This is a genomic window from Hymenobacter sedentarius (assembly GCF_001507645.1).
GTDB classification, from domain to species: domain Bacteria; phylum Bacteroidota; class Bacteroidia; order Cytophagales; family Hymenobacteraceae; genus Hymenobacter; species Hymenobacter sedentarius.
In genome coordinates this window covers 711,633-738,631 of the sequence record NZ_CP013909.1, presented here as the reverse complement: position 1 = coordinate 738,631, position 26,999 = coordinate 711,633, and the positions used below count along the sequence as shown (strand labels likewise).

General features: G+C 61.2%; 21 protein-coding genes. 5 read left to right on the top strand and 16 right to left on the bottom strand.

The genetic code is table 11. The features are described from left to right. Window positions 1-315: 315 nt before the first annotated feature. Window positions 316-591 (bottom strand): hypothetical protein, encoded by a 276-nt coding sequence (locus AUC43_RS03075; protein WP_068189824.1) that lies wholly within the window; start codon window positions 589-591, stop codon window positions 316-318. A gap of 924 nt (window positions 592-1,515) precedes the next feature. Here AUC43_RS03075 and AUC43_RS03065 point away from each other — a divergent pair. Next, window positions 1,516-2,670: an acyltransferase family protein gene (locus AUC43_RS03065; protein WP_157780902.1), complete on the top strand. Its 1,155-nt coding sequence runs from the start codon at window positions 1,516-1,518 to the stop codon at window positions 2,668-2,670. Window positions 2,671-3,772: 1,102 nt separating this feature from the next. Here the strand turns inward: AUC43_RS03065 and AUC43_RS03050 are convergent. The 6 genes from AUC43_RS03050 to uvrA form a co-directional block, all read right to left on the bottom strand. Continuing rightward, window positions 3,773-4,267 carry an HNH endonuclease gene (locus AUC43_RS03050; RefSeq protein ID WP_068189808.1) on the bottom strand — a complete coding sequence of 165 codons (495 nt, stop codon included), beginning with the start codon at window positions 4,265-4,267 and terminating at the stop codon, window positions 3,773-3,775. Window positions 4,268-4,441: 174 nt separating this feature from the next. Further along, window positions 4,442-5,212: a hypothetical protein gene (locus tag AUC43_RS03045; protein WP_068189805.1), complete on the bottom strand. Its 771-nt coding sequence runs from the start codon at window positions 5,210-5,212 to the stop codon at window positions 4,442-4,444. 159 nt (window positions 5,213-5,371) lie between these two features. Continuing rightward, entirely contained in the window at window positions 5,372-5,719 is a 348-nt protein-coding gene (locus tag AUC43_RS03040) for a helix-turn-helix domain-containing protein (protein WP_082684871.1), read from the bottom strand. A 124-nt stretch (window positions 5,720-5,843) separates the two neighbouring features. Further along, window positions 5,844-6,896 carry a hypothetical protein gene (locus AUC43_RS03035; protein ID WP_068189802.1) on the bottom strand — a complete coding sequence of 351 codons (1,053 nt, stop codon included), beginning with the start codon at window positions 6,894-6,896 and terminating at the stop codon, window positions 5,844-5,846. A gap of 33 nt (window positions 6,897-6,929) precedes the next feature. Further along, window positions 6,930-8,207 carry a site-specific integrase gene (locus AUC43_RS03030; RefSeq protein ID WP_082684870.1) on the bottom strand — a complete coding sequence of 426 codons (1,278 nt, stop codon included), beginning with the start codon at window positions 8,205-8,207 and terminating at the stop codon, window positions 6,930-6,932. Window positions 8,208-8,457: 250 nt separating this feature from the next. Next, window positions 8,458-11,025: an excinuclease ABC subunit UvrA gene (gene uvrA / locus AUC43_RS03025; RefSeq protein ID WP_068189798.1), complete on the bottom strand. Its 2,568-nt coding sequence runs from the start codon at window positions 11,023-11,025 to the stop codon at window positions 8,458-8,460. A gap of 262 nt (window positions 11,026-11,287) precedes the next feature. Here uvrA and gntA point away from each other — a divergent pair, with 262 nt between their 5' ends. Both gntA and AUC43_RS03015 read left to right on the top strand, forming a co-directional pair. Further along, complete coding sequence (gene gntA, locus AUC43_RS03020; RefSeq protein WP_068189795.1) at window positions 11,288-11,980, top strand: guanitoxin biosynthesis heme-dependent pre-guanitoxin N-hydroxylase GntA; 693 nt, start codon at window positions 11,288-11,290, stop codon at window positions 11,978-11,980. Next, on the top strand, window positions 11,949-12,539 hold the full coding sequence (locus AUC43_RS03015; RefSeq protein WP_068189792.1) for a DUF1989 domain-containing protein: 591 nt from the start codon (window positions 11,949-11,951) through the stop codon (window positions 12,537-12,539). Before gntA ends, AUC43_RS03015 begins: the two co-directional genes overlap by 32 nt. Before the next feature lie 55 nt (window positions 12,540-12,594). Here AUC43_RS03015 and AUC43_RS03010 read toward each other — a convergent pair whose 3' ends face one another. The 6 genes from AUC43_RS03010 to pxpB all read right to left on the bottom strand — a co-directional run bounded on the left by AUC43_RS03010 (window position 12,595) and on the right by pxpB (window position 20,068). Next, window positions 12,595-14,118 carry an NCS1 family nucleobase:cation symporter-1 gene (locus AUC43_RS03010; RefSeq protein ID WP_068198136.1) on the bottom strand — a complete coding sequence of 508 codons (1,524 nt, stop codon included), beginning with the start codon at window positions 14,116-14,118 and terminating at the stop codon, window positions 12,595-12,597. A gap of 280 nt (window positions 14,119-14,398) precedes the next feature. After that, window positions 14,399-15,994: a glycerol-3-phosphate dehydrogenase/oxidase gene (locus AUC43_RS03005; protein WP_068189789.1), complete on the bottom strand. Its 1,596-nt coding sequence runs from the start codon at window positions 15,992-15,994 to the stop codon at window positions 14,399-14,401. A gap of 216 nt (window positions 15,995-16,210) precedes the next feature. Next, window positions 16,211-17,413 carry an NRAMP family divalent metal transporter gene (locus tag AUC43_RS03000; protein ID WP_068189787.1) on the bottom strand — a complete coding sequence of 401 codons (1,203 nt, stop codon included), beginning with the start codon at window positions 17,411-17,413 and terminating at the stop codon, window positions 16,211-16,213. Continuing rightward, window positions 17,410-18,192: a LamB/YcsF family protein gene (locus tag AUC43_RS02995; RefSeq protein WP_068189784.1), complete on the bottom strand. Its 783-nt coding sequence runs from the start codon at window positions 18,190-18,192 to the stop codon at window positions 17,410-17,412. Before AUC43_RS02995 ends, AUC43_RS03000 begins: the two co-directional genes overlap by 4 nt. A 123-nt stretch (window positions 18,193-18,315) precedes the next feature. Further along, on the bottom strand, window positions 18,316-19,332 hold the full coding sequence (locus AUC43_RS02990; protein ID WP_068189781.1) for a 5-oxoprolinase subunit C family protein: 1,017 nt from the start codon (window positions 19,330-19,332) through the stop codon (window positions 18,316-18,318). Further along, a complete protein-coding gene (gene pxpB / locus AUC43_RS02985; protein WP_233254096.1) occupies window positions 19,322-20,068 on the bottom strand; it encodes a 5-oxoprolinase subunit PxpB in 747 nt (248 codons plus the stop codon). Before pxpB ends, AUC43_RS02990 begins: the two co-directional genes overlap by 11 nt. A 44-nt stretch (window positions 20,069-20,112) precedes the next feature. Between pxpB and AUC43_RS02980 the strand changes: the two genes are divergently transcribed. Beyond that, window positions 20,113-22,779: a M1 family metallopeptidase gene (locus tag AUC43_RS02980; RefSeq protein WP_071885801.1), complete on the top strand. Its 2,667-nt coding sequence runs from the start codon at window positions 20,113-20,115 to the stop codon at window positions 22,777-22,779. A 23-nt stretch (window positions 22,780-22,802) separates the two neighbouring features. Here AUC43_RS02980 and AUC43_RS02975 read toward each other — a convergent pair whose 3' ends face one another. Together AUC43_RS02975 and AUC43_RS02970 are read right to left on the bottom strand one after the other, a co-directional pair. Next, window positions 22,803-23,246, bottom strand: a complete 444-nt coding sequence (locus AUC43_RS02975) for a response regulator (RefSeq protein WP_068189778.1) — start codon at window positions 23,244-23,246, stop codon at window positions 22,803-22,805. Window positions 23,247-23,307: 61 nt separating this feature from the next. After that, window positions 23,308-25,245, bottom strand: a complete 1,938-nt coding sequence (locus AUC43_RS02970; protein WP_068189776.1) for a sensor histidine kinase — start codon at window positions 25,243-25,245, stop codon at window positions 23,308-23,310. A gap of 350 nt (window positions 25,246-25,595) precedes the next feature. On the opposite strand from AUC43_RS02970, the gene AUC43_RS02965 reads away from it, so the two are divergent. Beyond that, complete coding sequence (locus tag AUC43_RS02965; RefSeq protein ID WP_068189773.1) at window positions 25,596-26,324, top strand: TlpA family protein disulfide reductase; 729 nt, start codon at window positions 25,596-25,598, stop codon at window positions 26,322-26,324. Between the two features lie 107 nt (window positions 26,325-26,431). Here the strand turns inward: AUC43_RS02965 and AUC43_RS02960 are convergent, their stop codons facing one another. Beyond that, complete coding sequence (locus AUC43_RS02960) at window positions 26,432-26,953, bottom strand: GNAT family N-acetyltransferase (RefSeq protein ID WP_068189770.1); 522 nt, start codon at window positions 26,951-26,953, stop codon at window positions 26,432-26,434. Window positions 26,954-26,999: the final 46 nt, after the last annotated feature.

Sequence of the window (26,999 nt, the reverse complement as noted above, 5' to 3'; positions counted from 1 at the left end):
GTACCCTCAGTGCAATTTTCCTCGCTTGGGTATATATAATAAAAAACCCGCTATTAACGGGGTTCCTAACTATTGGGGCCAGATTATGGCAAGTCTGCGCTCTACCTCTTTTATATTATCAACATCGGGTGAGGGAATGCCTAACGCTCTACAAGCTTGCACAACATTATTAGCGTGAATCTCCGGTGATTTAGTTATAACAGAAACAGTCTGGCCGGTTTCTCGACTTCTAAATATCGAAAAAGTCTGATGAGTTTGCTCCGGAAAACAGTCGCGATAATCCAGGTATGCCAAAAATCTATCTAGCTTCATTAGTTAGGCTAGAGCAGCATGGGCAATTTCGTAAGGCACTTCGGCCATACGCTTAACAGAAGGTGCGGGCTTGTGAGTTTGCTCTGCTAATAAAGCTAACGCTTCCTCACGCTTGTATTCTAGCATATATCCCGTAATTTCTTCTAGGTCTGCATATACTTCTTCTCTAGAGCCGCCTTGCGTGATAATGCCACTGATTTCCTTAATGTATCCAATAAATACATTAGGCATATCTGTTGGCTCAACTACACCGGTTAGCTTGAGGACTTGGGCTGACATGGGAATTTGAGGGTTAGGGACGAAACAAATCTAGGCTATTTCAGCCTAGAAACGCAATAGCCGTACCCCTTGTTCAATGCTTGTATTAAAGTCCTACAAACCTACATGCCTATAATGCAAGTTTCACTGTATTGATAGTACATATAGAAGCGTGCGCGTGCGTGTTCGTTATATGTATGTTGCATTGTGTTGTTTTACTGGTAAAAATAAATTTACAGAGTAGACGTAAACAATTGCCTTCTCGTCCATACCGTCCAATGCGCTCGGATAAGAGATAGCAAGGGAGTAAACCCATACCCCATTGCGTCGGCCTACTCAATTAACTGTTTGCGCTCGTACTGTCTGGCCCCACCCAACAGCTGCCGCTGATATTGTGCAACGGCACCTACCCCAGATAAGGTCAGGCGTAAGCGGGCGTGGCCCCGGTGAGCGTAACGCTCCACCAATCGTGCCTTTACCAGCTCTGCCAAATACTTGCGTAGTAGGCTTGGTGACATCAAGCGGGCTGCGTAAAGCTGGCGCGGGTAGATAATTCCGCCCAATTCATGCAACGCGGCCACCGTAACCAACACAATTACGGCCCCACTCGGTAGCTTGTAAGCCTCACTTATACGTCGGCGGGTCTGGCGTTCGGAAACAGCGATAAAGAGCGCCCAGCCAGCAGGATACAGCTTAGGTCCGCGAAGCATCGGTGTCAGATTTTGAGTAGTTAATAGGCGCCGAGTCGAAGCGGTAAAAGCGCGGTTTTGCTTGGTAGTCCTTTATAAGCGCACAGGGCCCGCGAATAATTGGCAGTTTCGCAGCGTTCGGAGTGCCGGGGGGCAGGCCTGTTTCCCTCGCGTGGGTGTCGTTCTCCTTCGCCGTTACCCATTCCAAATTACAGACGTGACAATTCTTCTCTATTGTCGTCAATTATCTTTGAGCGTGCATCCTTCTACCACTTCCCAGCGTTCCGCAACCTACCCCGCGCTGACCGGCATCCGTGCCGTAGCTGCGGCCATGGTCTTTTTTTTTCACTACAACCCATTGCGGGATGCGGCCACTGGCGAAGGCCTACGCCACTACCTGTACCTGTTCCTCACGCAGTGGAACGCCGGGGTGACGCTATTTTTCGTGCTCAGCGGCTTTCTTATCACCCACCGCTACCGCGATAGCCTGGAGCTGAGTGGTCCGTGGCTGCGCCGCTATCTTCAAAACCGGTTGGCCCGCATCTACCCGGTCTACCTGCTGCTCACCGTGGCAACATTCGCCCTCTGGCACTTCGTGGGCGAGCCGTTCGTGGTGGCGGACTGGTGGTACCCACTTACCGCCTTGGACAAGCTGGTGGTGATGGGGATGAACCTGACGCTGACCCGCGCCTATTTTGAGCACGTCATGTTCACCGGGGTGCTCACGGCCTGGTCGCTGACGGTGGAAGAAACCTTTTACCTGACCGCGCCGCTGGTGCTCTGGTCGGTTCGCCGCCGCTGGCAGCCGCTGCTGCTTTGGGCCGCGGTGCTGCCCCTGCTGGGGCTGGGGCTGGTGCTTTTCTGGCCTGCCTCGTTAAAATACTACGGCTTCATGGAAACGCCGGCGTTCCTGGTCAATTACACCTACTTTGGGCACGCGGCCGAATTCATGGCCGGGGTCGGACTGGGAATGTGGGTGGCCCGCCGCCCTGAGCTACCCCGGGCCCGCCTGCCGCTCACACTGCTGGGCAGCTTGGCCCTTGTGGCGGTGCTGGCAGCCGGGACGCAAATGGGCGAGTCGCCGGCGGCGCGCTTCGCGCTGGGGCTGGCCATTGCCGGGGTGGTGTGCGTGCTGTTCTACGGCCTGCTGAGCGAAGCCACCCTGCTGCAGCGGGCGTTGGCTTGGAACTTGGTGCAGGAGCTGGGGCGTGCCTCCTACGTATTCTACCTGCTGCATGTGGGGGTGTTCATGAGCGTCCTCGACTTGGCCGGCGTCACCACCCTGGGGGGGCGCCTGCTGGCGGTTACGGCAGCATCCATTGCGCTGTACAGGTTCGTTGAGCATCCGCTGCACCTGCGCCTGAAAGCCCGGCGGGCGCGGGTGCAGATGCCGGTGTACACGCCGGTGTAACAACAAGGCCCGAGCGTTGGACAATACGGTCGGGCCTTTTTTGATGGCCATGGTTTCTGTTCCTCAGCTTGGGCAGCTGGTAGTCGTCGTAGCTTTTGAGCTATTGATTTTAAAGGGATTCATGCCCTCTATCGGGGTTCCAACACCGGGAAGTTTCTTCAGGGGTGGAGCTACGACTTGGAAATATACGAGCAGGACGATGTTATTACGTTGCGCCATCCTGGCCTAGATAAACCGGAACAGTGCGTCTCCACGGCGACATTCCGTAAACAATGGAAGGTGGTGAGGGAAATTAACCTGCTAGCGGGTGACGCGGGCAACGTAATGGTACTTAAGCTGACCAAGGATGCCACGGCCAGCCGCTTCGCACACGCTAGCACCTTACCTAGCTTCAGCAAGCTATACTGCTGGTCGGAAGGCCATAATGGCGAGCTTTTTTATTAAGCTCTGCCGCTTACGGGTTGGTCAAGGTTGGCTCAGCCGTTCGGTGCCAACGGGTTAATGAACAAAGTTTAGCCCATGTATAGCTAGTGAGTGGTCGCTTGCCTCACTTTGTCCTTAAATGCTTGCACCCACCCACGGCCAGCAGTCTTGTTCACGGCATTTGAGGATACATGACCGTTGGGGCGGTGTACTGCGCGGTTAGGGCGCCGGATTAACAGGTTTGGCTTTACCCATCAGGGCCGGGCTGGCCAACAACAGGGGTAGGTCGAATCAAACAACCGCACAACCTCGTTTTTTTTAATCTATTGCCTGTTCTCGGTCGTATTGTCTTGCCCCACTCAGCAAGTACCGTCGGTATTGGGAGCTGACAACTGAACCCTCAAGAGTAAGGCGTAAGCGGGCATGGCCACGGTGGGCATACCGTTCTACCAGCTTTGTCGCTACAAGCCTAACCAAATACTTGCGTAGCAGGCTGGGAGACATCAAACGGGCAGCGTAAAGCTGACCAGGATAGATGATTCCGCCTAATTCGTGTAACGCGGCCACTGTTACCAGCACAATTACTGCCCCGCTTGGCAGCCCGTTGGCCTTGCTGACCCGGCGGCGGGCCTGACGCTCGGAAACAGCGATAAAGAGCGCCCAGCCAGCAGGATACAGCTTAGGTCCGCGAAGCATCGGTGTCGGGTTCTGGGTAGGAAGTAGGCACCGGCTCGAAGCGGTAAAAGCGCGGTTTTGCTTGGTAGTCGTGCAGAGGCGCGCAGAAGCCGCTAAGTTTAGCCAGGATATGGCTCCCATCGGTAGTAAGGGGCCGCGCCGTTGTCCTGGCGTGGCGGTCGTTCTCCCAAGCCGTAACCCACTCCAAATTGCAGACTTGGCAATTCTTCCTGTTGCGGTCGCGGTGGTTAACCTGCTTCTTTTTCTCCGGCTCGGGGTTTGGTACAAATTGCAATGCTACCAAGCGGTGTATGAGCAGGCGCTTATAGGTGCCATTGTCCATTTTAAACCCAGCTTGCGGATAACCTTCCGACTGCGGGGCAGCTTTCAACAAGCGTTTTAGGTGGGAGGCGAATACCTTTCCGCATTTGCTGATGTAGTAACGGCTGGCTCCGTCTATCTGGTGGAAATAGCGGCCTTCAAACTCGATTATATTCATTTTAGCAAGGGCATTAGGTGGCCGGGGTGCCCATTTTGAGGGTGCCGGCGCGGGGTGAAATGATGGTTTGGAGTTGTGGTGGCTGGGTGGATTGCCCTAGCCGGGGTGCTGCCTGTAAGGGCAGGTTTCCTATTGATTACAAGGGAGGAAAACACCCCCATATATGGGCAGCGGTCAGGCAGCGGCGGCCAGTTGGGTAATGCTTGCCAGCTCGCGGGCAAAAACGGCATCGTAGGGGTGCGGCTCGGTGCGCTCGCGCAGTAGGGCGGTGGCTCTGGCCTTGTTGCGGGCGTAGGTGCTACGGGGCTGGGTGGCTCGCATGATTTCCCAAAAGGCTACGTCTGTAGCGGCGTGCAGCAGGGCGGCATCGGAAAGGGAGAGGTCGGCGTAGTTCATGTGTTGTCGGCGTTGGGTTAGGTTCCAATGGGTGCGCAGGTGGTTGGCGAAGGCAGCGATTACCGGCGGGCGGGGTAGGTCGGCAAGGGTCAATGTAGACAGGCCGGTTACGGTGAGCATGGGCCGCTGCCTCTCAAAAACAACCTCGTAGCGTAGTAGGTGCGGGGCGGCTGTGTCGGGCAGGTGGCGACCTTGTAGTCGGCTGTATGCGCCTTTGTCGTAAAATTTCACCCGGTAGTCTGAGTGGTGCGCCCCGTACAATAGTGGGCGGCTGGCCTTTGGCGGTGGAGTCAGGGCCACAAACGGCCTGTTTTTGTGGCTGGCTAGGCTTTCGATGAATTGGCGCGGCGAAAATGCTACAGGCATGTTCAGGCCGACCTCCAAACGGTGCACCGTCGGCCGTTCAGGCGGCACATCGAGCACGCCCGCCAACTCGGCACAAGCGGCCCGCGCTTCGGCTGCGGTGAAGGTGCCCAGGTTATGGCCGTGGGCAAACGTGTGCAGGGAGCCGCGAATCTGTAAAAAGCCGGCGGCTGGGTCGTACTTCAACCGCAAGCCTCGGTGAGTCGCCCTGATTCGGCCCCGTTCGTCGGGTTGCCCGTCGGATTCGGCAAAGGCAGGGGAACGGGCAAGCCGTTGTTCCGCGCCGGGGTCGTTGCCGGGCAAGGTCAGGTGTGCGGCGATGAAATCGTACACGAGCCGGGCGCATTAGGCTAGTGTGGGCCGTGGTGAACCTTTCCGCGCCGTGGCACCCTTGCCCGGCTTCTCGCTGCGTTGGTGCCCTTGCAGAGCGCACAACACGTCGCTGTGTTTCAGGTAGCTACGGCTACCCAGCTTGTGATACTTAAGCAGCCCGCGCCGCTTCCATTCGTGCACAGTTTGCACGGTTACGCCTAGCATTTCGGCTGCCTCGCGGATGCTCAACAGCTCGTCGGTGGGTGGGGTATTGTGGGCGGACGCAGCCGGGGCGGCGTTGTTGAATTCGTGCCGGAACATGGCTCGCACGTCTTCAAGTAGTTGGGCGTAATCAACGCCTATGGGGATGATTGCTTGCATCTTTTATGGCCCGCCGGGGTGTGTATCGGTCGAGTGATGCAAAGCACATATCCCTATTGCCTGCTATTGAAAAAGCCTTGTATTAGCAGGCAATAAGTGGGAATAGAGGGCGTGACAAGCCGTTCTAAGACTGGTTTTCACGCCAATTAATCACCCAAGCGTTAACTTCATCTACTCCTTTTTGGAAAGGTAGTGAAGAAGTGGCAACAGCTTTGCCGTGGGCGGTCAATTCGTGTTTTTGGGCCGTTTCACCGATTTCTGCATGGTATTCGGTACGAAAAGCACTTGCCCATTCAGCATCGTTGGCTGTAGACTCCATTAGCTGTGCCCTGTGTAGCACCCGGTAAGCAGCCGTAAACTTGCTCCTTAGTCCTGCTCCTTTGCCTTCAAGGCTGTTTGTTAGACATATACCCGACGAATCGATAAGGCGAAGGTGTTGCAATAGATTGCTTAGGTCGGCTTTTGTAAACGGCGGGCGGCAAAGCTCTGCTACTGTGGTATCCTTTGTTCTTTTCTCCTGTTTTAATATTAACGAGGGGAGGCTTTCTGTGCTATCGTTTCCTGCAACCGCTGAGTCATAGGTTACAATAACAGGTAGATACGTAGGACTATAACGCATTTTATTAATCCACCCTCGCACAATCTCGAATCTCTTAGCTATGTCACATTCTGGGTTAATTATGCGCTTTTCATCTATCCCGCTTTCAATTATTTGCTCGACTGTACAACCCTCTTCGTAGAAGCGTAGTGTGGCATTGATATCATCTGTAATAATGGGTCCTCCTTTCTCCAAGACGCCCGCTTCGATATAACGCTCAATAAGGTGTTCTATGTAATCTAAATCAACACCGTCCCCATGAAAGGTTGATTCAATAGATGGAATGATATTGTAATCAGGTAATTTGGTTATCAATTCCAGAAAGTATGGATAGTATAAATAGTAATGAGGTAGTGGCGCCTCATAAGCATCGAATAGGGTAGCCCCATTGCCGCGTTTTACTGGTTTTACCCATTTCCCATACCCAATAACCGCGTTTGCGTCCTCAGGCATATCGTTGTACTTCTCTTGCATTTCTTCCCAATGGGTAAGCGCCCGGCCAAGGCGATGGTCAAGTTCATACATGTATGCCTCGGATACCATTGAATAGTCTCCTGAGTATATTCCTTCGGTTTTCATTAATATGTCCGCTTTTAGGTTATATATAACAATCTATTCGCCCCGTTCAGGCATTTCGTGGAAACGGGCAAATTCTTCGGCCACTCGTTGGGGCGTGAGGTTCACGTAACGCTGAAAGGACTTGTAGGAGGTGTGGCCTGTCAGCTTCATTACAAACTCGGCGCTCATACCCTTGCCTAAATTCAGAGTCACGAATGTGCGGCGGGCGGTATGAACGGTCAGGCGCTCGTACTTCGGGGCCGTGGTTACGTCGGCAATGCCGCCCCGGTATCGGATTACTTCAATGGGCGAATCAATCCCGGCCAACTTGCCCAACTCTTTCAGGAAGCGGTTTAGCACAGGATTGGTGATTGGCCCATTCTTTACCGTGGCAAGCTCGCCGGCCAGTAGTCGGGTTACGATTTCGAGGGCGCGGGCGCTCAGCGGTACGTTCACCACGGCGCGGGTTTTCTTCGCGGTCAGGCGCAAGTGAGCCGGAAGCGTGGCCGTGGCGGGCCGTAAGTGTTGGGGCTTGATACTTACGAGGTCGGAGTACCGCAAGCCGCTGTAGCAGGCCAGCAGAAACCAAGCGCGGGCTTTTTCGAGGCGGGAACCCACGGCAAGCGGTAAGACTTCGAGGGCCGCCAGCTCGGCCGCGCTCAGGGCCATTACGTCCGGCTCACGCCGCGCCCACGTTACCTGAGTAAGCGCGGCGTTGTTAGTGTAGCCTCGTTTAGCTGCCCACTTCATAAACGATTTGAGGCGGCCCAAATGCTTGTTTATGGTGTTGTCAGTGAGCACGGCCACGTTCAGCAGGTAGGCAGCCCACCTATCGCCCACGGTAGGCGTGAGGGTTTCAAAATCGATGGCATACCCTTGCGCCTCGCTGAACTCCCGAAGGTGCCGCCCAGCCGTAGCGTGGGCTTGCGCAGTGCGAACTGTGCCAGCGGCGCGGGTATAGCTTACCCATTCCTCATAGCGTTGCCAGAACAGCCCGCCCATAGGAACGGGTGCGGGCTCGTCGGGGCGTTCGGGCGCGGCGGCTTCGCGTAGGGCGGCAGCCGTAGGCAAGGTGCCGGTGGCTAGGCTTTCGGCATGGGTTAAAAGCAGCTGCTTTTCCATGTCGTTCAGCGCGTCGTTCAGCAGCCCGTTTAGCTCGTTGCCTTTGCCCCGCACTTGTGCCCGCTGTTCGGCCTTCACCCACTTGTCGGGGTGGATGCTTCGCCCGGTGTAGACTTTGATGCGGTGCCGCCGGTCGATAGTCAGCAGGGCGTAAATGGCCGTGGGGCGGTCTACCCCCGGCTCTTTCAAATGAAAGGAAACGGTTGCCATAACGAGTGTCTGTTGTTGCCGCTATAAATATAGGGTGTGTACCCCGATAAGGGTACACGCAAGGGTACACACTGCGACATTCTAACCGTATTTACACCGATTCAGCCCGACAAGTAAAGTATCGAAAAGCCGTTTGCAGCATAATTAGGTTGCTTTTCTACTCGTTTGCAATCGGAGTAGAAATATAGGTTGTATTCCAGTCCCCGCTACCTAAAAGGCCGTTTTCCAACTGGAAAACGGCCTTTTTCTTTTATACCCTAACGCTATTAGGCTGTTGCAGGTGGCGCACCAGGTACGGGGCGGTCCGGCTGGCCTTCACTTTGGCTACCGCTTCTGGCGGCCCGGCTGCTACCACGCGGCCGCCTTCTTCGCCCGCGCCGGGGCCGATATCAATCACCCAATCGGAGCCGGCCACGACGCGCATGTCGTGCTCCACGACGATGACGGTGTTGCCGGCTTCTACCAAGCCGTCGAGCTGCAGCAGGAGTTTTTCAACGTCGGAAGGGTGGAGGCCGGTGGTGGGCTCGTCGAGGATGTAGAGGGTGTTGCCGCGGCCGATGCGCTGCAGCTCGGTGGCTAGCTTAATTCGCTGGGCTTCGCCGCCGCTGAGCTCGGTGGCGGGCTGGCCGAGGCGCAGGTAGCCCAGGCCCACTTCGCGCAGCACGGTGAGGGCGCGGTGCACGGGTGGTTCTTCGGCGAAGAATTCCCAGGCGTCATCCACGGTCAGGCCAAGCACTTCGGCGATGTTCTTATCGCGGTAGGTTACTTCCAGGGTTTTGGCGTTGTAGCGGGCGCCGTGGCAGACGGGGCAGGGCGCGTACACGCTGGGCAGAAACAGCAACTCCACCATCACGAAGCCTTCGCCCTGGCAGTTTTCGCAGCGACCTTTGGCTACGTTGAAAGAGAATCGGCCGGCATCGTAGCGGCGTTTTTTGGCCGCGGGCGTGGCGGCAAATAGCTTGCGGACGTGGTCGAACAAGCCGGTGTAGGTGGCCATGTTGGAGCGCGGCGTGCGGCCGATGGGCTTCTGGTCGACCCGCACCAGGCGTTTGATGCCTTCCATGCCGCCCGTAATCTGGCCGCCGAGGGTAACGGGTGCGGGCTGGTCCAGGGCATCGGCTTCCTCTTCTTCCAGGGAAATTTCCTGGCCCAGATGCTCGGCTACCAGCTCAACCAAGACCTGGCTCACCAGGCTGGACTTGCCGGAGCCCGACACGCCCGTGACGGTAGTGAATGCGCCCAGTGGAAAAGCCGCCGCAAGATTATCGAGGTTGTTGCGCGTAACGCCGGCCAGCTTGAGCCAGCCCATGGGCGTGCGCGGCTCGCGGCCGGGTAGCTCAAGTTCGGAGCTGCCGAACAAGTGGCGCCGCGTCTGCGATTCGGCTACTTGCCGCAGGCCCTCGGGCGGGCCGCTGTAGAGAATGTGCCCGCCTTTTTCGCCGGCGGCCGGCCCGACGTCCACCAGCCAGTCGGCTTGGCGGATGACGTCCAAATCGTGCTCGACAACGAACAAGGAATTGCCCGCGCCCTTTAAACCGTCTAGTGCGGCTAGTAGCGCTTCGGTATCGGCGGGGTGGAGGCCGGCGGAAGGCTCGTCGAGCACATACACTACCCCGAATAGGTTGGAGTACAGCTGAGTGGCAAGCCGGAGCCGCTGCAGCTCGCCCGGCGAGAGCGTGGGCGTGGCGCGTTCCAGCGAGAGGTAGCCCAGGCCCAAATCCAGCAGCACGGCGAGGCGGGCGGCCAAGTCTTCGGCAATGCGTTGGGCCACGATGGCTTGCTCGGGGTGCTCGGTCTCGTGCTGTTGCTTGCCGGCTTTGCCTTGGGCATAGGGCTGCAGCAGGCCGGCGAGGCGCTTGAGCGGCAGCCGTGACATCTCGGCGATGTCGAGGCCGGCAAATTTCACCGACAAAGACTCTTTGCGCAGCCGCTTGCCCTCGCAGGTGGGGCAGTCGCTGCTGAGCATATATTGCGCCACGCGCTTCTTCATCAGCGGGCTGTGGGTGGTGGCGAAGGTGTGCAGCACATGCCGCCGCACGCCGGTGAAGGTGCCCATGTAGCTGGGCTCCATCTTCCTTTTCACGGCGTAGCGCGTTTGCTCGGGGGTGAAGCCGGCGAACACGGGCACCACGGGCTGCTCGTCGGTGAAGAGAATCCAGTCCCGGTCTTTCTGGGGTAGGTCGCGCCAGGGCGTGTCCACGTCGTAGCCCATGCTCACGAGGATGTCGCGCTGGTTTTGGCCGCCCCAGGCCTGGGGCCAGGCCGCAATGGCGCGCTCCCGGATGGTGAGCGAGGGGTCGGGCACCATGCTGGCCTCCGTAACTTCGTACACCCGGCCCAGGCCGTGGCAGGTGGGGCAGGCGCCCTCGGGCGTGTTGGGCGAAAACGACTCCGCGTAGATAATGCCTTGGCCCTGGGGGTAGTCACCGGCCCGCGAGTAGAGCATGCGCAGCAGGTTGGACAGCGTGGTGACCGAGCCCACCGACGAACGGGTGCTCGGGGCGCCGCGCTGCTGCTGCAGGGCCACGGCCGGCGGCAGGCCGTCGATGGAATCGACTTCGGGCACGGCCATCTGGTGAAACAGCCGGCGGGCGTAGGGCGACACCGACTCGAGGTAGCGGCGCTGGGCTTCGGCGTAGAGCGTGCCGAAGGCCAGGCTGGATTTGCCCGAGCCCGACACGCCCGTGAACACCACCAACGCATCGCGCGGCAGGTCGACGTCGACATTTTTGAGGTTGTGCTCGCGGGCGCCGCGAACGCGCACAAAGCCAGTGGCGCGGGTGTCGTCGGAAGAAGAGGGGGAGGAAGGGGTGCGCATAAATCGACTAACGCGAAGTTTACCCCCGAGGTTAAAAGCCGGCACCTCCGACGGAAGCCGGAAACTGCCCCACAAGGCAGAAATAAAAGCAGGGCTTTAATGGGATTTTAGTACCTAGGCAGGAGGCAGTTGAGCGTTGTACGCGCTATTGTTGTTTAATATTCAATGTGAATTAATTAAACATAAAATTGCATCTGGTCGTAATCCAAGCACAGCAATAAGTTTTTTACTCGAATTAGCGGGCGGCTTAGATGATATATATATGGTTGATATTCAAGAGCATGAGGAGGTGCGGGAGTATTTTGATTTCATAAGCAAGAAGGATTTTCCCTGCGTAGCGGCCAAGACGGCCCTGACCTGGCAGCAGCTCAACTGCTTGGTGGTGGACCACTTGGCGTGCCCCAAAGACGACGCGGCCATCCTGGAATTTCTCTACGGCTTTGTCGACACCTACCGGCAGTCGGAGAAGCTGTACCACAGCGCGGCCATCATCTTCCGCGGGCCCACCCAGCCCAACGAAGCCCTGTTTGAGGAGCTGTTCTGGCAGCGGCTGCAGTCACTGGCCAACCTCGACGCCCGGCAGTTTGGCTACGACCCCCGCGTGGTGGCCGACCCCGCCTCGCCCGAGTTCAGCTTCAGCCTGAAAGAGGAAGCCTTCTTCGTAGTGGGCCTGCACCCGGGCAGCGGGCGCGCGGCCCGGCAGTTCCAGTACCCCACGCTGGTGTTCAACCCGCACGCGCAGTTCGAGCAAATCCGGAACAACGGCCGCTACGACAACCTGCGCGACACCATTCGGACCCGCGACGTGGCCTACTCTGGCTCGGTGAACCCCATGTTGCAGAACTACGGCGCCGCTTCCGAAGTATACCAATACACCGGCAAGGCCTACGACGATGCCTGGCAATGCCCCTTTCTCAGCCCCCATGCCCGACCCTCAACTCATCCCGCCGCGTAGCGGCACCGCCTTTCTGCTCCGCCAGGGCCAGCGCCTCAAGGTAACCGACCCGCAGGGCGAGCAAGTGTCGGACTTTGTGTGCTTTAACCAGCACGACCCGGCCGAGTACCTGTCGTCGGGCCGCACCATCGACTACGCCGAAACCATCTTTCTTACCGCCGGGCACCCGTTTTACTCCAACCGGAGCAACGTAATGTTTGAGCTGGTGGAGGACACCGTGGGACGGCACGACTTTCTGCTCACGCCGTGCTCGGCTGATACGTTTCGCATCATCTACGGCCACGAGCACCCGCACCGCGGCTGCTTCGGCAACCTCAGCGAGGCCCTGGCTCCGTATAGCATTGGCCCCGACCAGATTCCGATTTGCTTCAACATTTTCATGCACGTAACCGTGGACGGCGACACAGGCAAAGTGGGCGTGCTGCCTCCTAAAAGCCGCGCCGGCGACTATGTGGTGCTCGAAGCCAAAATGGACCTGATTGTGGGCATGACGGCCTGCTCGGCCGAAATGTCGAACAACTACGCCTTCAAACCCATTGCCTACGAGGTGCTGGCGTAAGCTATTTATTGGGTGAAAAAGTCCGCATCCGAATGATGGAGATAAGCGAGTACGCTTACGCTAAGGATGGCGACGACGCCGGCTGGGAAAGGGCACTGGGCGCGGGCCGGGCCGACTGGCGGGCGCCATACCCCCGCATGAGCAGCAAATAAACGCCACCCGACACCAGAAAGCCCACAAACCAGGCGTAGTTGTACACGGCCACCAGGCCGGGCCACACCATGCCTTTGTCGAGCACGCCGATGGCGGTGAGGAAGCCCGGCACGTTGGGCAGAATGCCGACGATAAGCGCGACGATGGCGGCCACGTTAAAGCCGTTGCGGTAGGCGTAGCGGCCGTGGTACTGGTAGAGGTCGGGCACGTCGATCTGCTGGTGGCGGATGAGGTAGTAGTCCACAATCATGATGCCGCCAATGGGGCCCAGCAGGCCCGAATAGCCTACTAGCCAGGTGAAAATGTAGCCCGATGGGTCGGCGATGAGCTTCCAGGGGAAGATGAGCACGCCGAGCACGCCAGTGATGTAGCCACCCATTTTGAAGCTGATGCGGGTGGGCGAGAAGTTGGCGAAGTCGTTGGCCGGGCTCACGATGTTGGCCGCGATGTTGGTGGCCAGCGTGGACAGGGCCACGGCTAGCATGGCCACGCTCACCAGCACCTTGCTATCGAACTTACTGGCCAGCACAACCGGGTCCCAGATGGTCTTGCCGTAGATGACAAACGTGGCGGAGGTAACCACCACGCCCACAAACGAAAACATAGTCATGGACGTGGGCAGCCCGAGTGCCTGGCCCACCTGCTGCGCTCGCTGGTTGGTGGCGTAGCGCGTAAAATCCGGGATGTTGAGCGAGAGCGTGGCCCAGAATCCCACCATGCCCGTGAGCGAGGGAAAGAAGAAGGCCCAGAACGCCGCGCTGGAGGTGAATTTGCTGGGTTGAGCTAAAATTGGCCCCAGCCCGTGCCCGGCCGAGATGGCCCACCACAGCAAGGCCAGCGCCGCTACGGGCAGAAAATAGGCCTTGAACACCAGAAGCTTGCGAATGCTATCGACGCCTAGGTACACCACGTACATGTTCACGAGCCAGAACAGGAAAAATACCAGTGCCGGCCCCGTAGCCAGGGCCCAACTCGCGGGGAATATGGGCGGCAGCGTGGCCAGCCCCGGTACCCACAACACCGCCATCTGGTAGAGCGCATAGCCGCCAATCCAGGTCTGGATGCCGAACCAGCCGCAGGCAATAATGGCCCGGAGCAGCGCCGGCACGTTGGCCCCGCGCACGCCAAAGCTAGCCCGCGCCAGCACCGGAAACGGGATGCCGTACTGCGCCCCGGCCCGGCCGTTGAGCAGCATGGGCACCAGCACAATAGTGTTGCCCAGGAAGATGGTGAGCAGGGCCTCCCACCAGTTCATGCCGCCCTCGATGAGCGAGCTGGCCAGCATGTAGGTGGGGATGCACAGGCTCATGCTAATCCAGAGCGCGGCGTAGTTGCCGGTGCCCCAGGTGCGCTCCTGCGGCGGCACCGGCGCCAGGTCGGGGCTGGTGAGGCCAGCGGCGTACGGCTCGGCGGCGAGTGGTGGCATGGTATTCATGCGGTTGTCGGTGAAAAAGACCCCAGCTAATGTAAGCGTCTCTGCAATAAGAACCTCTTGTTGAGCTTTCCAGGTCATCTCCCGTGCTGCCTTCCGCCATGTTAACGCCTGTCATGCAGAGCGCAGCGAAGCATCTTATCACCGCGGAACAATGCGTTCTAGCGTGAGAGGATGCTTCGCTGCGCTCTGTATGACAGATGGAGCGGTAAAGCCGCTCGGATTCGCCGACCTTCGGTACGCGCCGCTCTGCGGGACAGATGACTAACTGGGCTTACTGCTTTAGAAGCAAGTAGCCTCGCGCTAGCTTGCCAAACTGAGCTACTTGCTGCGTCTGCCACGCCGCGTCGTGGCCCAATTCCTGCGCCAGCAGCGCGGCCACGGTGGGAGCCGCGCGCACAGCGGCAGCGGCGTCGAGAAACAGCAGGCGTACCCGCCTAGCCAGCACGTCTTCCACGGTGCGGGCCAGTTCGTAGCGTGCAGCCCACACTACTTCGGCTTGCCGAAATGCCAGTTGCCCGTCCAGCTTTTGGCTCAACGCCGGGTTGTCGGCGATGAGCTGTTGCAGTTGGGCTCGGTCGCTGCCGTAATGAGCGAGGCTATCGGTTGCGGTAGCTTCTGATGCGGCTTCGGCGCCGTGGATGGGTAGGTGCTCGGTCTGGCTCGGTGCTGGGGGCAACTGGCCCAACGCAATGGCCTGGTCGAGGGTGTCCTGGCCCATGCGGCGGTAGGTGGTCCATTTGCCGCCGGTGATGGTGATGAGGCCGCTGGCGGAGGCCAGGATTTTGTGCCGCCGGGAAATTTCCTTGATTTTGGTGCTTCCGGCAGTTGAAGCCGCCAGCGGGCGCAGGCCTACAAAGACGCTTAGCACATCGGCGCGGGTGGGCGCCTGGATGAGGTACTGGGCGGCCGTGCGCAGCAGGAAGTTGATTTCAGCTTCCTGGGCTTGGGGCTCCAGGCTGGCGGCGGGCACGGGCGTGTCGGTGGTGCCCAGCACCACGTGGCCCAGCCACGGCACCGCAAACAGCACCCGGCCGTCATCGGTGCTGGGAATCATCAGGGCCGCGTCGCCGGGCAAAAACGACCGGTCCAATACTAGGTGCACGCCCTGGCTGGGCTGCACCAGCGGGCTTATTTGGGGTTCGTCCAGCCGCCGCACTTCATCCACGAAAATGCCAGTGGCATTGACCACGCTTTTGGCGCGCAGCTCGTGGGTGGTGCCGCTTTCGAGGTCGGTGGCGCGCACGCCAGTTAGACGGCCTTGGTCGTCTTTAAGGAAGCCCTGTACCGCGCAGTAGTTGAGGGCCGTGCCGCCGTGGTCAATGCAGGTTTGGGCCAGGTTTACAGCCAGGCGGGCATCGTCGAACTGGCCGTCGTGATAAAGCACGCCGCCGCGCAGGCCGGCTGGGTGCAGGTTGGGCAGCCTGCGCAGGGTTTCGGCTTTGCTGAGGTGCACCGATTCGCCGAGGCTGAGGCGACCAGCCAGCAAGTCGTACAGTTTCAGCCCAAGCGTGTAGAAAGGGCCGCCCCACCAATTATAATTTGGGATAATGAAGGTTTGGTTGTGGCACAGGTGCGACGCGTTTTGCAGCAGCAGGCCACGTTCGTGCAGCGCTTCGCGCACCAGCCCAATATCTCCCTGCGCTAGGTAGCGCACCCCGCCGTGCACCAGCTTGGTGCTGCGGCTACTCGTGCCCTTGGCAAAATCGGCCCGCTCCAGCAGCAGTGTTCGGTAGCCTCGGCTGATGCCATCGAGCGCCACCCCCAGCCCCGTGGCCCCGCCGCCAATGACGATGAGGTCCCAGGTAGGCACCGAGGTGAGCTGTTGCACCAGGGTTTCGCGGCGGTAAGGGTTGGTTTCAGTGGACATAAAGGTGGTATACGCAATACCCGGGCACCCCACCCTAGGCCCCGGTTCGCTAGATGCGCGAAGCCAAAAGAGAGGGGCGCCGGACGAGTGTAGCGCGGACTTTTAGTCCGCGAATTGCTGGATTCCACCCCTTTCAGGCGCGGACTAAAAGTCCGCGCTACGTTCGTGTCGCCGTGGCTCCCTTCTCCGCCGGAGAGGGGCCGGGGGTAAGGTGCCTCACCGCAAAAACCCACCAATCTGCTCCACCAGCACCGGCACGCTCAGCCCGCCCATGATGACGACCACGACCCAGCCCGCGGCCAGCATCCACTTCGGGTGGTGGTAGGCGCCCATCAGCCGGCGGTTGGTGGCCGCTACCAGCACGATGGCCAGGGCTATTGGCAGTATCAGCCCGTTGATGGCGCCGGCAAAAACCAGCAGCTGCGTAGGCTTGCCCACCAGCACGAAGATTCCCGTGGAGAGCATGATGAACACCGAGATGCACACCCGCTCGTAGCGCTCAAAAATCGGGTGAAACGTCTTGAAAAACGACACCGACGTGTAAGCCGCGCCCACCACCGAGGAGATGGCCGCACTCCAGAGAATCACCCCGAATATGCGGAAGCCAATCTCACCCGCGGCAGCCCGGAACACGCCGGCCGCCGGGTTTTCGGCCGTCAGCACTGCCCCGTGGGTGAGCACCCCCACGATGGCCAGAAACAGCACAAACCGCATGATGGTCGAAATGACAATGCCGCTGACGGCGCTGCGCGTGACTTCCGCCTGTTGGCCGGGGCCCTTGATGCCCGCATCGAGCAGGCGGTGCGCGCCCGAAAACGTGATGTAGCCACCCACCGTACCCCCCACAATGGTCACAATAGCCGCCGCGCTAATCTTCACCGGCAGCAGCGTGTGATGCAGCGCCTGCAGCAAGGGCGGGTGCGCGCTGAAGGCTATGCCTAGCGTGAGCAGAATCTTGACCGTGCCGAGAATCTTGGTGAAGCCGTCGAGCATCTTGCCGATTTCGCGCACCCAAAACAGCACCAGCGCCACCCCGCAGCTAATGAGCGCGCCCTGCTCGAACGACATGCCCGTGAGCACGTTCAGCCCCAGCCCGCACCCGGCAATATTGCCGATGTTGAACGCGAAGCCGCCCAGGATTACCATGGCCGCCAGGAAGTAGCCCAGGCCGGGCAGCAGCCGGTTGGCCAGGTCCTGGGCCCGCAACTCGCTCACCGTGAGAATGCGCCAGGTGTTGAGCTGCGCGCCGATGTCGAGCACCACCGACACCAGAATGACAAACCCGAAGCTGGTGAGCAGCTGCTGGGTAAACACCGTGGTTTGGGTCAGGAACCCCGGCCCGATGGACGAATTCGCCATCAGGAACGCCGCTCCCAGGCTGGCCCCGCCCCACCAGCGGGCCTTGGGCAGCGGCCTCATTTGGCGGTGGCCGGGGTGGCCGCTTTCAGCTGCACGCCGGCTGCGCGCAACTCTTGGTTTAGGCGCTGCGCAAATTCCAAGGCGTGGGCGCCGTCGCCGTGCAGGCACACGGTATCGGCCCGGATGGCTACGTCCTGGCCCTGCTGGGTGCGCACCTGGCCTTCCTGCACCATGCGCAGCACCTGGGCCAGGGCCGCGTCGGCGCTGGTAATGAGGGCGTCGGACTGGCGGCGTGGGGTGAGGGTGCCGCCCGCCTGGTAGGTGCGGTCGGCAAAGACTTCATGGGCGGTTTTCAGGCCGAGCTTCTCGCCGGCTTTGGTTAGCTCGCTGCCGGCCAGGCCGTAGAGCACCAATTCGGGCTGCACTTTGTACACGGCTTCGGCAATGGCCTGGGCCAGCGCGGCGTTGGTGGCGGCCATGTTGTAGAGCGCGCCGTGGGGCTTGAGGTGGTGGAGCTGCCCACCTTCGGCCCGGGCCACGGCCGCGAGGGCGCCGAGCTGGTACACCGTCATGTCAAACGCTTCTTCAGCCGAAATATCCAGGTTGCGCCGGCCAAAACCGACCAAATCGGGCAGGCCGGGATGGGCGCCGAGGGCCACGCCGTGGCGCAGGGCTGCGCGCACCGTCTGCTTCATCACGGCCGGGTCGCCGGCGTGGAAGCCGCAGGCTATGTTGGCCGAGGTGATGAAGGGCATCAGGGCCGCGTCGTTGCCCAGCGTCCAGGCGCCGAAGCTTTCGCCCATGTCGCAGTTGAGGTCAACAGTAAGGGTTGGGGTCATGCAGTAGGTGAATTCAGAATAATAACGTCATGTCGAGCGCAGTTGAGACATCTCGCTCGCTTCGTCCTCACGATTGAGTCACTACCACAAGCGAGATGTCTCGGCTGCGCTCGACATGACGGTTCAAGTAAAATCGTTGGTTAGCTTGGTTTTCATTGCCCGCCGGAGCGCCCGCAACCGCCGTTCCTGCGCAAGGTACAGCAGTTGCGCTTCGGCCAAAGAAACCTCTGCAAAACGAATGTTCTGCCCCGGTCGCAGCTGCGCCAAGGCCGAAAAATCAGCGGTGATAACTTGGGCCATGCGCGGGTAGCCGCCGGTGGTTTGGTGGTCGGCCATGAGCACGATGGCTTGCCCGCCGGCCGGCACCTGCACGGTGCCAAACGTAACCGCGCTGGACAGCAACTCGCCGCTGCTGTGGCGCTCTAGTATCGGCCCTTGCAGGCGGTAGCCCATGCGGTCGGCCTCCGTCGTTACGGTGAAGGGCTGCTGCCAAAAATTGAGCTGACTTTCCGGCGAAAACTGCGCGTACTCCGGCCCGCGAATAGCGCGGATAACCGAGTTCGGCTGCGGCGTGGGACAAAGCTGCGGGCCGGGCGTCCAGCGGGCTTGGGCCCAGGCGGCCGAAGTGGCATTGGTGCTCAATTCGGCCATGACTTTTCGGCCTGCCGCGGTAGGGCCGGGGCAGGGAATCAGGTCACCGGTTTGCAGGGCCCGGCCGTGTAATCCACCGAAGCCGGCGCGCAGGTACGTGGCTTGGCTGCCAAGCACCGGCGCAATGTCAAAGCCACCCGAAACGGCGAGGTAGGCCCGGCTGCCGGCCTCCGGCGCACCGAATGCCAGCTCAGTTCCTTCCCTGACCCAAACGGTGCGGTTCATTCCAACTGGCTGGCCGTTGAGGGTGGGGGAGAGGTGGGCGCCGGTGATGGCCAGGAGGTGGTCGGCTTCGAAGCGAATGCGGGGGCCGAGCAGAGTGATTTCAAGGCCGGCCGTGGCTTCGGGGTTGCCCACCAGCAGGTTGGCCACGCGCAGGGCCGTGGCGTCCATGGCGCCGCTCACCAGGATACCGTCTTTCTGGTAGCCGTGCCGGCCGAGGTCTTGCACGGTGGTGAGCAGGCCGGGGCGGAGGATGCTAAGACTCATGCTGCTGGCGGTGCTGGTATTCGGCCTCGCTGATGGGCACGAAGCGCAAGTGCTGGCCCGCCTGCAGCAGGCTGGGCTGGGCCCAGGCGGGATTGAATAGCCGCAGCGGCGTGCGGCCAATGAGTTGCCAGCCGCCCGGTGTGGGCATGGAATAAATGCCGGTCTGCGGGCCAGCGATGCCCACGGTGCCGGCCGGCACCAGCACGCGCGGCTGGGATTTGCGGGGCGTGGCCAGGCGCGCATCCAGCCCGCCGAGATAGGGGAAGCCGGGCGCAAACCCTATCATGTGCACCAGGTATTCGGGGGCAGCATGCCGGGCGATAACCTCCTCGGGCGGCAGCCCGGCGTATTGCGCCACAAAGGCTAAGTCGGGCCCGTGCGCGCCGCCGTAGCAAACGGGAATCTCCACCACGGTGGTCGGGACCGCAACCGCGGTGGCCTGGGCCGCGGGCAGCATCTGCCGGAGGGTTTCGGCCACGCGCTCGTAGGGCGGGTGTTGGCCGTTGTCGCTCACCAGCCACGGGTCGTAGTACACGGTGAGAGTGGTGAAGGCGGGCACGTATTCAATCAGCCCCACGAAGGGATGTTGAGCTAAATAAGCGCTGAATGCCTGAATGGCGCGGTGGGTGGCCGGGCTGATGCCCTCGCCGAACTCCAGCACCACGGCCGCGTCGCCCAGCGGGAACAGCCGCACGGCGAAGGCGGGCGCGGCAGACGGCTCGGGGATTTTACTCACGCGCGGACGGTTACTTTTGGAGCTCCCTGCACTGGACACTCCCGATGAATCTTAGCTTCCGTAAATATGGCAGGACCGGCCCGGTTCTGCTCGCCCTGCTCACCGCGGCCTGCCACCGCCAACCCATGCCCAGCACCCCGGCATCTGCCGCTGCGCAAGCCCCAGCCCCGGCCACGGAGCGCGCCCTGCCGCCCGTCGAAAAAGGCGTTTCCGAAGCGCTGGCTGTGGCGCGCAAAAAGAACATCAGCGGCGTGGCGTACGACCTCAACCTGACCATTCCGGCCCAGAAAACCGAGCCCATTGCCGCCGTGGAGTCGGTGTCGTTCAATCTGCGCGACAACTCCGACCCGGTGCAGCTCGATTTCAAAGCGCCCACCGAGTACCTGCACAGCCTCACCGTAAACGGGCAGCCGGTGGCCATCGACCACCGCAACGAGCACCTCGTGCTGCCCACCGCTTCCCTAAAGCCGGGCCGCAATGTGGCCGAAATCCGCCTGCGGGCCGGCGAGCAGTCGCTCAACCGCAACGCCGATTACCTCTACACGCTGCTGGTGCCCGACCGCGCCCGCACCGTTTTCCCCGTCTTCGACCAGCCCAACCTGAAGGCCACGTTCACGCTGGCCCTCACCGTGCCCGCGGGCTGGCAGGCCATGGGCAACGCGCCGGTGCGGGATTCGGTGCTCAATGTTGGCTCCAGTCCGACCAAGCAATACACCTTTGCAGCGTCCGACAGCATCAGCACCTACCTGTTTTCGTTCGCGGCGGGCAAGTTTACGCGGGTCAACCGCACGCTGAATGGCCGGGCCATGAGCTTGCTGCACCGCGAAACCGACCCGGCCAAATTGCGCCTTAGCCTCGGCCCCATTTTCCAGCTCCACGCCGATGCGCTGCAGTTCATGGAGCAGTACACGGGCCTGCCGTACCCGTTCCAGAAGTTTGATTTTGTGTCGATTCCGGACTTTCAGTACGGCGGCATGGAGCACGTGGGCGCCATTGATTATAAGGCCTCGACGCTGTTTCTGGACGAAGGCGCGACCCAGGACCAAATCCTGGCCCGCTCCAACCTGGTGTCGCACGAAACGGCCCACATGTGGTTCGGCGATTTGGTGACCATGCAGTGGTTCAACGACGTGTGGATGAAGGAAGTATTCGCCAATTTTATGGCCGACAAAGTGACGCAGGTGGCCGTGAAAAATTCGAATTACGACCTCAAGTTCGTCATCGACCACTACCCCGCCGCCTACGGTATCGACCGCACGGCTGGGGCTAACCCCATCCGCCAGCCCCTGGCCAACCTGCAGGACGCGGGCTCGCTCTACGGCAACATCATCTACCACAAAGCGCCCATCATGATGCGCCAGCTCGAGCGCCTGATGGGCCCCACTGCCTTCCAGCAGGGCCTGCAGGAATACCTCCGGAAATACGCCCACGGCAACGCCACCTGGCCCGACCTCATCGACATCCTGGACGCCCGCACCCCCGCCGACCTCCAGGCCTGGAACCAGGTGTGGGTAAACCAGCCCGGCCGCTCCGTCTTCAGCTACGACCTGAAAACCAGCGCCGGCAAAATCACCAGCCTCAGCCTGACCCAGCGCGCCGAAGACAACTCCGAGCGCCTCTGGCCGCAGCTGTTTGAGGTGCTGCTGGTGTACCCCGGCGGCCGCACCAAAGAGCTGACCGTGAACATGACCGCGCGCACCGTGGCCTTGCCCCAAGCCGCGGGCCAGCCCGTGCCCAGCTTCATCTTGTTCAACTCCACCGGCCTGGGCTACGGCGTATTCCCGGTGGCCCGGCAGCTCACCGGCCAGCTGGCCGCGCTCAAGAACCCGGTGGCCCGCGCCACGGCCTACGTCAACCTCTACGAGAACATGCTCAACGGCCAGGTCATCAAGCCGCAGGAGCTGCTCGCGGTGTACCGCCAGGCCCTCACCCGCGAGCCCGAAGAACTCAACCTGAAGCTGCTCACCGGCCAGGTCAGCGACATTTTCTGGCACTTTCTCAGCCCAACCCAGCGCTTGGCCGTGGTGCCGGCCCTGGAAAAAGACCTGTGGGCCGCCCTGCAGAAAAACCCGGCCGCCAACTCCAAGAAGCTGCTCTTCAAAACCTATCAATCCATCGCCCTCACCAAGCCGGCCGAGGACCGCCTCTACCAAATTTGGCAAGCGCAGCAAGCCCCCACTGGCGTGAAGTTGACCGAGGACGACTACACCGCCCTGGCCCTGGCGCTGGCCGTGCGCGACTACGCCGCCCCGCAGCCCATCCTGCCCGCGCAGCTCGCCCGCATCAAAAACGTGGACCGCCGCCAGCGCCTGGAGTTTATGATGCCGGCGCTGGCTTCCGACGTGGCTACGCGGGACGCGTTTTTTGAAAGCTTGAAAGACGAGAAGGGCCGCGACAAAGAAGCCTGGGTCACCGCCGCATTGGGCTACCTGCACCACCCGTTGCGCCAGGCCACGTCCCAGAAATACCTGCCCGCCAGCCTGGAGCTGCTGGAAGAAATTCAGCTCACCGGCGATATCTTCTTCCCGTATTCGTGGTTGCAGGCCACGCTGGGCTCCTACCAAACGGCCTCGGCTGCCAGCACCGTGCGGACTTTTCTACAAGCCCACCCCGACTACAACCCCAAGCTGCGCGCCAAGCTCCTGCAGGCGGCCGACGACCTCTTTCGGGCCGAGCGGCTGGTGCCGGCCGCCGTGGAAATGACTCCTTGAGGCAAGACGCAGCCGGCTGTGGGTTAGTAGTTTGGGCTGGATTGTACGGCTAGCTGGCCGACCCACGGGAAGTTCTGCTGCAGCAGGGTCCTGACTTTTTCTTTGGTCAGGGGCTTGCTCACCACGTCGGCGATGGGGGTGGTTTGCACGCGGCCCAGGTCGTAGGGGTGCACGGAGCTGCTGAGCACCACGATAACAGCCGACTGCTGCTGCACCAGGGGCAGTGCGTGGTAGGCATCGAGAAACTCAATTCCGTCCATCACGGGCATGTTCAGGTCGAGCAGGACCAGGGCGGGGTTGGTGGGGCTGAATACCGTGCCGTGCCGGGCCAGTACTTCGAGGGCTTCTTCGCCGTTGGCGGCGCTCAGCACTTGGTCGGCCACTCCCATGCTGGTTAAGAGCCGTTCGCTTAGGAAATTGCTCGTTTCGTCGTCGTCGACCAGCAGGATGGTGGATAGTTTTTTCATCGCAGAGAATTTGTGCAGACAGGAAATAAATCGGGGACTAAGCAACTCGCTTGGGGGTGGCTCAGCTTGCGCTGGCAGGGGCCGGCAGCGAGACGGTGAACGTGGAGCCGACGCCGGGCGCGCTGTGCACCGCGATGGTGCCCCCGGCGTTTTCCACAATGCGCTTCACCATGTAGAGGCCAATGCCGGAGCCTTCCACGTGGTCGTGCAGGCGGCGGAACATGCCAAAAAGCTTGCCCTGCTGGCTGATGGTTAGGCCCAAGCCGTTGTCCTGCACCTCGAGCACAATGGTGTGGGCGCTGCTGTGGCAGCGCAGCAGCACCAGCGGCGAGCGGTCGGGGTGGCGGTACTTCACGGCGTTGCTGAGCAGGTTGTACACAATGCAGCGCAGGTTTTTGGGCGCAAACGACATGTGGGGACAGGCTTCGACGTCGACAGTGAGTTTCGCGCCGGAGTCGGCCAGAGCAGGGGCCAGGTCGAGGCGGATGTCTTCGACTAGGGCCGCCAAATCCATGGTTTCGGCGGGCTGCGTCTGGGCCTGCTGCAGCCGCGACACGTCGGTGAGCTGGGCAATGGTGAGCTTGAAGCGGTCGACGGAGCGCTGCATGCGCTCGAGCATGGGCTGCACGAGCGGCGCCTGCCGCACCTCGGCGGGCAGCTCCTCGAGCAGGGCATGCAGCAACCCCTCCAGGTTGCTGATGGGCGCCTTTAGGTCGTGGGAGGCGGTGTAGATGAACATGTCCAGGTCGGCATTCACGCGGGTGAGCTGGCGCTGCATTTCTATCTGCTTGTGAATCTCGACGTTGACCCCGCTGTAGCCGACCAGGTGGCCATCGGCCCGGAAATTGGGCTGGGTGCGGGTGAGCGACCAGCGGTACTCGCCGTCGCGCCGCCGGATGCGGTACACCGGGCTTTCCCACCCCTGGGCAGTGGCCAGCGAGGCTTTGAAGGCCGCCCTGAGCGCCGGGGCGTCGTCCGGGTGCACGGTATCCCACACGCGGTCCAGGTCGGTGGGGCCCGGGGCCAGGCCGCTCCACTCAAACAATGCCTCGTTGACGTAAGTCATGCGGCCGGCGGGGTCGGTGCGGAACAGGAACACCGGCACGTTGGCCATCACCAGCTGCAGCTCGGCGGCGGCCCGGGTCGCCTGCTGGCGCCCGTGCACCTGGTCGGTTACGTCGTAGGCGAAGATGGAAACGCCGGCCGTGCGGCCATCTTCCAGGTACGCATCGTAGGAAAACGTGAAGTAGCGGGTGACGGGCGGCTGGCCGTCGGGCGGCGTTAGGGTCAGGGGCTGCGCCACGCCAAACGACGATTTGCCGGAGGCATACACGTCGTCGAGGCGGGCCACAATGCCCTGGGCCACGGCCTCGGGGTGCAGCACGGCCACGGGAAAGCCCGGCGTGAGGTGCCGGCCGGAAAACAGCCGCTGGTAGGCGGGGTTGCCGTATTCGAGCCGGTGCGCCGGACCCCGTAGAATGCACACGATGGCCTGCGTCTGGCCCATGAAGCGCTCGAGGCTGGCGCGCTGGCGCTGGGCGTCGGCCTGGGCCAATTGCTCGCGGGCGCGGCTCGCGCGCAGGGCCGCTTCCATGGGCAGCTGGCCGAGCTGGCCGGTGCAGCAGAGCTTGACCACCAGGCGCTTGCCCTGGCGGGAGGCCTCGATGCAAAGGGGCGCGGCCAGGCTTTCCGGTGTGCCCGGGCACTCGAAGTACCCGGGCTGGCCGGTTTCCAGTACGCCGCCCAGAAAGGCCAACACCTGGGCCTCGGCGGCGTGCGGGAAGCAAGCCAGGAAAGCGGTTTCGGGGTGGTCAGAGAGACCCAGCAAGCGTTGCGCGGCGGGGTTGAGGTACTCAAAAGAAAAGTTGGTAAGCGCCTGGTTATCGGCAGCGTATCGGGGGCAGATGAGGGCCAGGGCGGTCTGGGATTCATCGAGCAGCGCCAGCAGCTCGTCGGAGCTGGGCAGGGCCAGGGGAGCCCTGGCGGAAGTAAGCGGCATAAGGGCACGGGCGGCGCCGGGGCGCCAAGGAAACTTCGGCCGGGAAAGCAGCGGCTACAACTGCGGGCGGGTAATTGCCGATGGCCGCGCACTGGCGGCGAAAGGGCCCCGCGGCGTGGGGGCGGGCCGGGCGGCTGTCCATGCAGAACCGGCAGGCCTGTATACGGGCTCAGCTCAATTGTCGCTGAAACCCAATGAAAACAAGTGAGTTATTGGCTCTATGGACCACTGCTGGCTGCGCCCCGGCCTATCGAATTCTCCAAGACGGGGGCTACCAGGGCAAAGGAAAAGAGCCAGCTATATAAAACTATTCCTGCTCTGCCATGCACTTTTCCGCTTAACTTTCCGGTATGAACTACCTCTCCGCCCTGGCCTTCTCGCTGCTGCTTGCTACCACGGCTCATGCCCAGGCACCTTCGCCAGCTCCCACTGCCGCACCCCGGCCCACCATTCAGGTTACCGAAATGTCTTCCGTAATCGATGCGGCCGGCAACCCGCTGGCTTTTCCCGTGTGGCGCCAGATGCTGGCCACCAGCGAGTTTAAGCTGCGGGTCGCCCCTGGCTCCTCGGCCGCGGCGCCGGTATTTCAGGTAGTGGCGCGCACCCCGGAGGAGCGGGCCGCCTACCTGGCCCAGCTGCCGGCGCCCCAGGAAAGCCCCTTCTTCACCACCGGGCAAACGCTGGCGCCCTTTAAGCTGCGCGACGTGAACGGCCGCAAGTATGACAGCAAGGACCTGGCGGGCAAGATTGTCGTGCTCAACTTCTGGTTCATCGGCTGCCCTCCGTGCCGGGCCGAGATTCCGGAGCTCAACAAGCTGGTGCAGCAGAACGCCAAGCGCGACGACGTGGTCTTTCTGGCCGTGGCCCTGGACCAGCGCGGGGCCATTGAGAAATTTACCCAGCAGTTTCCCCTCGAGTACGCCGTGGTGGCCGATGGTCGGTACGTGGCCGAGAAGTACGGCATAAGGTCTTACCCCACCAACTTGGTGGTGGACCGCCAGGGCAAGGTGGTTTTTCATGCTCAGAGCCACCCCAATATGGTGGCCTACTTGCAGAAAGCCATCGACGAGGCGAAGTAAACCTGCCTAATGGCGAGCGGCCGGGCAGCGATTTAGCTCAAGTTGTAGGCTTTAAAACCAGCTCAAGTTGAGAAGCTGGCCAGCCTGGCTTGCTCTGCCACGGCCGCTCACGTCAGCGGCTTCTCAAGTACCAGCAGGGTGAGGGGCTGCTTAGGAATGCCATAGCGCGGGTCGGTAGGGAAGGGCTCGGTTTCGCCGGTTTGGTGGTAGCCCTGCCGCTCGTAGAAGGCAATGAGCTCGGGGCGTACGGAGATGACCGTCATTTTGCTCACCGTGCAACCGTGCTGGCGGCCGTATTCCTCGGCGGCTGTGATGAGAAACTTGCCCACGCCCTGGGCCTGGCCAGTGGGGTCGACCGCCAGCATGCCCAAGTACACTTTAGAGCCGGTTGGGTGGGCGTAAAAGCTACCCAGCAGCTCCTCGTTTGGGCCCAGGCACAGCAGCATCGCCGCAGCCGGCACGGCCAGCATCTCCCGGATTCCTTCTTCATCGATGCGCTGGCCGTCGAGCAAATGGGCTTCGGTGGTCCAGCCCTGGCGGGAAGAGTCGCCACGGTAGGCACTGTTTACGAGGCGGACGAGGCGGGGCGTATCGGCTAGGGTGGCCGTGGCTAAGCGAAATGGGGTCATGTGGCAAAAATAAGGCTGCTCGCGAGACGATGATAAGAATACCGTC

Excerpts from the sequence above, each read along its gene's own strand:
- uvrA (WP_068189798.1), bottom strand. The coding sequence starts at position 11,025 with ATGCGCACCCCTTCCTCCCCCTCTTCTTCCGACGACACCCGCGCCACT.
- AUC43_RS02975 (WP_068189778.1), bottom strand. The coding sequence starts at position 23,246 with ATGAAAAAACTATCCACCATCCTGCTGGTCGACGACGACGAAACGAGC.
- AUC43_RS03010 (WP_068198136.1), bottom strand. The coding sequence starts at position 14,118 with ATGCCACCACTCGCCGCCGAGCCGTACGCCGCTGGCCTCACCAGCCCC.
- AUC43_RS02980 (WP_071885801.1), top strand. The coding sequence starts at position 20,113 with ATGAATCTTAGCTTCCGTAAATATGGCAGGACCGGCCCGGTTCTGCTC.
- AUC43_RS02970 (WP_068189776.1), bottom strand. The coding sequence starts at position 25,245 with ATGCCGCTTACTTCCGCCAGGGCTCCCCTGGCCCTGCCCAGCTCCGAC.
- AUC43_RS02960 (WP_068189770.1), bottom strand. The coding sequence starts at position 26,953 with ATGACCCCATTTCGCTTAGCCACGGCCACCCTAGCCGATACGCCCCGC.
- AUC43_RS02995 (WP_068189784.1), bottom strand. The coding sequence starts at position 18,192 with ATGACCCCAACCCTTACTGTTGACCTCAACTGCGACATGGGCGAAAGC.
- AUC43_RS03000 (WP_068189787.1), bottom strand. The coding sequence starts at position 17,413 with ATGAGGCCGCTGCCCAAGGCCCGCTGGTGGGGCGGGGCCAGCCTGGGA.
- AUC43_RS03030 (WP_082684870.1), bottom strand. The coding sequence starts at position 8,207 with ATGGCAACCGTTTCCTTTCATTTGAAAGAGCCGGGGGTAGACCGCCCC.
- AUC43_RS03075 (WP_068189824.1), bottom strand. The coding sequence starts at position 591 with ATGTCAGCCCAAGTCCTCAAGCTAACCGGTGTAGTTGAGCCAACAGAT.
- AUC43_RS03005 (WP_068189789.1), bottom strand. The coding sequence starts at position 15,994 with ATGTCCACTGAAACCAACCCTTACCGCCGCGAAACCCTGGTGCAACAG.
- AUC43_RS03050 (WP_068189808.1), bottom strand. The coding sequence starts at position 4,267 with ATGAATATAATCGAGTTTGAAGGCCGCTATTTCCACCAGATAGACGGA.
- AUC43_RS03015 (WP_068189792.1), top strand. The coding sequence starts at position 11,949 with ATGCCCGACCCTCAACTCATCCCGCCGCGTAGCGGCACCGCCTTTCTG.
- gntA (WP_068189795.1), top strand. The coding sequence starts at position 11,288 with ATGGTTGATATTCAAGAGCATGAGGAGGTGCGGGAGTATTTTGATTTC.
- AUC43_RS03040 (WP_082684871.1), bottom strand. The coding sequence starts at position 5,719 with ATGCAAGCAATCATCCCCATAGGCGTTGATTACGCCCAACTACTTGAA.
- AUC43_RS03035 (WP_068189802.1), bottom strand. The coding sequence starts at position 6,896 with ATGAAAACCGAAGGAATATACTCAGGAGACTATTCAATGGTATCCGAG.
- AUC43_RS02965 (WP_068189773.1), top strand. The coding sequence starts at position 25,596 with ATGAACTACCTCTCCGCCCTGGCCTTCTCGCTGCTGCTTGCTACCACG.
- AUC43_RS02990 (WP_068189781.1), bottom strand. The coding sequence starts at position 19,332 with ATGAGTCTTAGCATCCTCCGCCCCGGCCTGCTCACCACCGTGCAAGAC.